Origin of the sequence: Larkinella sp. C7, from assembly GCF_006149005.1 — a bacterium.
Taxonomy (GTDB): domain Bacteria; phylum Bacteroidota; class Bacteroidia; order Cytophagales; family Spirosomataceae; genus Larkinella.
The window spans coordinates 1-386 of record NZ_VBSL01000208.1 but is presented as its reverse complement, the minus strand read 5'-3'; the positions used below and the strand labels follow the sequence as shown (position 1 = coordinate 386).

Genomic DNA, 386 nt, shown 5'->3' with positions numbered 1-386 from the left:
CAGAATGGCGTGGTGATAGTCTAGCCCAGGCCTTAGCACAAAATGAGCTGCTGAAAGATAAGAATGTCATCGTTATTGATGGACATTCTCACACCGTCCTAGAGCTTAAGGATGGGAATGTCACCTACAACCAAACTGGTAGCTATCTCCATAATATTGGCTATATCACCCTGAATTCTGATCAGATTCTAGCCGCAGGAGATTTATCGGCAGACCAACTGCAAAATGTCACTCCAGATCCAGCCGTTGCCGGCCTGCTTCAAAAGATTCAGGCCAAGTACGAAGCGGAAAGCTCCCAGCTGGTTCTTGAGGATAATCCAGTTGAGCTCAATGGTGATCGGACTAATGTCCGAGTTCGCGAAACTAATTTGGGAGATGCTGTTGCT

The 386-nt window shown here is 46.9% G+C and carries 1 pseudogene; it reads left to right on the top strand.

Annotation, left to right across the window (positions count from 1 at the left end):
• Positions 1-386 (top strand): annotated as a pseudogene (locus tag FH871_RS35130) (hypothetical protein); the annotation flags it as partial.